Below are 6,000 nucleotides of genomic sequence, written 5' to 3'. Positions count from 1 at the left end.
CCGGTTGTCGGCCGTGGAGCACGTGCTCCTGTTGTCGGTGCACCACATCGTCTCCGACGGTTGGTCGCGTGGGGTGCTGGTGCGGGAGGTGGCGGCCCTCTACGGCGCGTACAGCACCGGGCAGCCCTCGCCGTTGCCGGAGCTGGCGGTGCAGTACGCGGACTACGCGGCCTGGCAGCGCGACTGGTTGCAGGGCGACGTGCTGGAGGCGCAGCTCGCCTACTGGAGGCGGCAGCTGGGCGGCGCACCGCACGCGCTGGAGCTGCCGACGGATCGGCCGCGTCCGGCGGTGCAGACGTTCCGGGGCAGCAGCTGCTCCGTGACGATGCCCCTGTCGCTGCGCGATACCCTGTGGGCGTTGAGCCGCGAGGAGGGCGCGACGCCCTTCATGACGTTGCTCGCCGCATGGCAGGTGCTGCTCTCCCGCTACAGCGGGCAGGACGACATCAGCGTGGGTACGCCCATCGCGGGCCGCAACCGCACGGAGCTGGAAGGCCTCATCGGCTTCTTCATCAACACGCTGGTCCTGCGCACTCAGGTCGCGGGGGATGCCACCTTCCGTCAGGTGCTGCGGCAGGTGCGGGAGGTGGCGCTGGGCGCCTACGCGCACCAGGAGGTGCCGTTCGAGAAGCTGGTGGAGGAGCTGAAGCCCGAGCGCGACATGAGCCGCTCGTCGCTCTTCCAGGTGATGTTCTCGCTCCAGAACGCGCCCCTGCCCACGGCGCAGCTCCCGACCGGACTGCGCTTGCAGCCGGTGGATGCCGAAGGCGACACCGCCAAGTTCGAGCTGTCGCTGGACATGGGAGACCGGGGCCAGGGCCTGTCGGCGTCGCTCGAATACAACACCGACCTCTTCGACGCGGCGACGGCCCAGCGACTGCTGGCGCACTTCAGCGTGCTGCTGGAGGGCATCGCGTCGAGCCCGGATGCGCGGGTGCTGGACCTGCCGATGCTGGGCGAGGCGGAGCGGCGCAAGGTGCTCGTCGAGTGGAACGACACCGACGTGGCGCTGCCTGAGGGGCAGGGGATTCCGGAGCGCTTCGCGGAGCAGGCGAAGCGGACGCCGGGAGCGCAGGCGGTGGTGGCGCCAGGAGAAGCGGCGCTGACGTACGGGGAGCTGGAGGCGCAGGCGAACCAGTTGGCGCACCACCTGCGAAGCCTCGGGGTGGGCCCCGAGGTGCTGGTGGGCGTGTGCCTGGAGCGCACGCCGAGGCTGCTGGTGGCGCTGCTGGGCATCCTCAAGGCAGGGGGCGCGTACGTGCCGTTGGACCCGTCGTACCCGGCGGACCGACTGGCGCTGATGGTGTCCGAGTCGAGGATGTCGCTGCTGCTGACGCAGCAGTCGCTGGAGGGCACGGTGGAGGCGCCGGGCCTGCCGCGCTACCTGCTGGAGGTGGAGGCCGCCGCCCGCGCGGGCCTGCCCACAGACGCGCCCGTACGCACGGCTTCGTCGGAGAACCTGGCGTACGTCGTCTTCACGTCGGGGAGCACGGGAACGCCGAAGGGCGTGATGGTGTCGCACCGCAGCTGGGCGAACGCGTACCTGGGGTGGGAGCGAAGCTACGGGCTGAAGGAGACGTGCCGCAGCCACCTGCAGATGGCGAGCTTCTCCTTCGACGTCTTCGGCGGGGACTTGTCCCGAGCGCTGTGCTCGGGAGGCAAGCTGGTGCTGAGCCCGCGCGAGTGGCTGCTGGAGCCTGGGAAGCTGCACGGGTTGATGGAGGCGGAGGGCGTCGACTGCGCGGAGTTCGTGCCAGCGGTGCTGCGAGGGCTGTTGCAGCACCTGGAGGAGACGGGGCAGCGGCTGGAGGCGATGAAGGTGCTCATCGCGGGCTCGGACGCCTGGTACGTGAATGAGTACCGGCGCATCCGAGGGGTGATTGGAGCCAGCACGCGCCTCATCAACTCGTACGGCATCAGCGAGACGACGATTGACAGCACGTGGTTCGAGAGCGACGCGCTGGCAGCGGGAGACAACCGGCTGGTGCCGATTGGGAAGCCCTTCGCGAACGTGCGGATGTACGTGCTGGACGGTGCGCTGAAGCCGGTGCCGTCAGGGGTGGCGAGCGAGCTGTACATTGGCGGAGAGGGCGTGACGCGCGGGTACTGCCACCGTCCGGAGCTGACGGCGGAGCGCTTCGTGCCCAACCCGTACGGGGCACCGGGCTCACGGCTGTACCGCTCCGGGGACAGGGCGCGGCACCTGTCGGACGGGAACATCGAGTTCCTGGGCCGGGCGGACACGCAGGTGAAGCTGCGTGGCTTCCGGGTGGAGCTGGGCGAAATCGAGTCGGTGCTGGGCAAGCACCCGGCGGTGCGCACGGCGGTGGTGCTGCTGCGGGAGGAGCCGCGTCGGCTCATCGCGTACGTGGTGGCGCCGGAGGGGACGGAGGCCGTGGGGCTGCGCGACTTCCTGCGCGAGCGGCTGCCGGAGTACATGGTGCCGGCGGCGTTCGTGGTGCTGGAGGCGCTGCCGCTGACGCCGAACGGGAAGGTGGACCGCAAGGCGCTGCCGACGCCGGACGGTGCGCAGGAGGCGGGGCAGCACGTGGCGCCGCGCACGCCGACGGAGGAGTTGCTGGCGCAGGTGTGGGCGCAGGTGCTGGGCGTGGCGAGGGTGGGGGCGGAGGACAACTTCTTCGACTTGGGCGGGCACTCGCTGCTGGCGACGCAGGCGATGTCGCGGGTGCGCAGCGCCTTCGGCGTGGAGCTGCCGCTCCGGGCCCTCTTCGAGGCGTCCACCGTCGCCAAGCTCGCGCTGCGGGTGGAGGCCGCGCAACGGGCCGGGCAGGAAGCCCAGGTCCCGAAGCTCGTGGCGGTGGACCGCGCCGCCAGCGACCTGCCGCTGTCGTTCGCGCAGCAGCGCTTGTGGTTCCTGGATCAGCTCCAGCCCGGCAGTGCCTCCTACAACATGGCCACCGCGGTGAAGCTGTCGGGGCGCCTGGATGTGCCGGCCCTGCAGCGCACGTTCGCGGAGCTGGTGCGTCGGCACGAGGCCTTGCGGACGACCTTCGAGACCCGGGACAGCCAGCCGGTCCAGGTCATCGCTCCTCACGTCGTATCCGCGCTTGAGGTGATCTCGCTCGCGGGAAGGACTGCCTCCGAGCAGGCCGCCGAAGTGAACCGGTTCGCGAGGGAGGAGACCACCCGTCCGTTCGATCTGAGCCGGGGGCCGCTCTTCCGCGTGAAGCTGGCGCGGCTGTCGGACACGGAACACGTCCTGGTGCTGGTGATGCACCACATCGTGTCCGACGGCTGGTCCATGGATGTGCTGGTGCGCGAAGTGGGCGCGCTCTACAGCGCCTATGCCGCGGGTCGCGCGTCGCCGCTGCCGGAGCTGGAAGTGCAGTACGCGGACTACGCGGCCTGGCAGCGCGGCTGGTTGCGAGGAGACGTCCTGCAGGGACAGCTCGGTTGGTGGCGCCAGCAGTTGGAGGGAGCCCCGCACGCGCTGGAGCTGCCGACGGATCGGCCGCGCCCCGCGACGCAGAGCTTCCGGGGCGCGAGGACCGGGATCCAGTTGCCGCGAGCCATCGAGGAGGGAGTGGCGGCCCTGGCCCGTCAGGAGGGCGCGACGTCCTTCATGGTGCTGCTGACCGCATGGCAGGTGTTGCTCGCCCGGTACAGCGGGCAGCAGGACATCAGCGTGGGAACGCCCATCGCGGGCCGCAACCGCACGGAGCTGGAGGGCCTCATCGGCTTCTTCGTGAACACGCTGGTGTTGCGCACGAAGCTGGAGGACGGCGCGAGCTTCCGTCAGGCACTCCGACAGGTTCGCGAGACGACGCTGGGCGCGTACGCGCACCAGGAAGTGCCCTTCGAGAAGCTGGTGGAGGAGCTGAAGCCGGAGCGCGACCTGAGCCGCTCGCCGCTCTTCCAGGTGATGTTCACGCTCCAGAATACGCCGGGCGGCGCAGGGGAAGCGTTGCCGGGTGGGCTCGTGCTGAGCCCGGTGGAGACGGAAGGAACGACCGCGAAGTTCGACCTGTCCCTGGGAATGGCGGAGACGGGTCGAGGCCTCGCTGCATCGCTCGAATACAACACGGACCTGTACGACGCGGAGACGGCCCAGCGGCTGCTGGGGCATCTCGGGACGTTGCTGGGCGCGATCACGAAGAACGCGGATGCGAGCGTCTGGGCGCTGCCGCTGCTGGAGGCGGAAGAGCGCCAGCAGGTGCTGAAGGGCTTCGCGGGTACGCCGGCCCGGAAGCATGAGGGGCCGGAAACCCTCCATGCTCTCTTCGCGGCCCAGGCTGCGAAGACGCCGGGTGCGGTGGCGGTGGTGCACGAGGGTGCGGCGCTGAGCTACGCGCAGGTGGAGGCGCGAGCGAATCAGTTGGCGCGTCACCTGCGGACGCTGGGGGTGGGAGAAGAGAGCCGGGTGGGCGTGTGCGTGGAGCGCTCGGCGGAGATGGTGGTGGCGCTGCTGGGCGTGCTGAAGGCGGGAGCGGCCTACGTCCCGCTGGACGCGACGTACCCGAAGGACCGACTGGCCTACATGCTGGAGGGCACGAGCGCTTCGGTGGTGGTGACGCAGGCGGGCCTGGAAGACGTGCTGCCGGAGTTCACGGGTCAGCGCGTGCGTCTGGACGCGGACGCGAGCGTGCTGGCCGCGTACTCGGAAGCGACGGTGGCGCTCACGAGCGCTGCGGAGCAGTTGGCGTATGTGCTGTACACGTCGGGAAGCACGGGTCGTCCGAAGGGCGTGGCGGTGACGCACGCGAGCGCGGTGGCGTTCCTGAAGTGGGCGACGGGGACGTTCAAGGCTGAGCAGTTGAAGGGCGTGCTTGCGGCGACGTCGCTGAACTTCGACCTGTCGGTGTTTGAAGTCTTCGCGCCGCTGGTGAGTGGCGGCACGGTGGTGGTGGCGGAGAACGCGCTGGCGCTGGCGGGGCTGAAGGAAGCCGGGCGTGTCACGTTGCTGAACACGGTGCCGTCGGCGGTGGCGGAGCTGGTGCGAAGCGGAGGCATTCCGGCCACGGTGCAGACGGTGAACCTGGCGGGCGAAGCGCTGCCGAACCGGCTGGTGCAGGCGCTGTACGGGCTGGGGCAGGTGAAGGAGGTCAACAACCTCTACGGCCCGACGGAGGACACGACGTACTCGACGCACGCGCGAGTGGAGCGCGGGGCGAAGACGGAGCCGCGGATTGGGCGTCCGCTGGAAGGTACGCAGGCGTACGTGCTGGACGCGAAGGGTCAGCCGGTGCCGGTGGGCGTGCCGGGCGAGCTGTACCTGGGCGGAGAAGGCCTTGCGCGCGGCTACCTGGGCCAGCCCGGGCTGACGGCGGAGCGCTTCGTGCCGGACGGCTTCAGCGAGGAGCCGGGAGCGCGGCTGTATCGCACGGGAGACAAGGTGCGGTGGGGCCGGGACGGGGCGCTGGAGTACCTGGGCCGGATGGACTTCCAGGTGAAGGTGCGAGGCTTCCGCATCGAGCTGGGAGAAGTCGAGGCGGCGTTGGGCGAGCAGGCGCAGGTGCGGGACGTGGTGGTGGTGGTGCGGGAGGACGCACCGGGCGACAAGCGACTGGTGGCGTACGTGGTGGCGCAGGCGGGCCAGACGGCGGACGCGGCGACGCTGCGCGGTGCGCTGAAGGGGCGGCTGCCGGAGTACATGGTGCCGTCGGCCTTCGTGGTGCTGGAGGCGCTGCCGCTCAACGCCAACGGCAAGGTGGACCGCAAGGCCCTGCCGAAGCCGGAGGCAGGCGCGGAGCGCACGCAGAAGTACGTGGCCCCGCGCACGAAGACCGAGGAGGTGCTGACGAACCTCTGGGCCCAGGTGCTGGGCGTGAAGCAGGTGGGCATCCAGGACAGCTTCTTCGAACTGGGAGGCCATTCGCTGCTGGCGACGCAAGCGGTGTCGCGCATCCGCACGGCCTTCAACGTCGAACTGCCGTTGCGAGCCCTCTTCGAAGCCCCCACGGTCGAGGAGCTGACCCTCAAGGTGGAGACGGCCCGAAGCGCGGGGCTCGCACTGACGGCCCCGCAGCTGGAGGCCCAGCC

Annotated in this window: 1 protein-coding gene (only partly in view); it reads left to right on the top strand. The window is 70.4% G+C overall.

Features of this window, described 5'->3' with window-relative positions:
* Positions 1-13: 13 nt before the first annotated feature.
* Positions 14-6,000, top strand: partial view of a non-ribosomal peptide synthase/polyketide synthase gene (locus OV207_RS37610; RefSeq protein WP_267559865.1) — the 5' end (the start) only. Its footprint extends 23,107 nt past the window's final position; only the first 5,987 of its 29,094 coding nucleotides appear in the window; it begins with the start codon at positions 14-16; the stop codon falls past the right edge of the window.

The organism is Corallococcus sp. BB11-1, assembly GCF_026626625.1.
In the GTDB taxonomy this organism is placed as follows: Bacteria; Myxococcota; Myxococcia; order Myxococcales; family Myxococcaceae; genus Corallococcus; species Corallococcus soli.
This window is presented reverse-complemented; position numbering and strand designations above follow the sequence as displayed.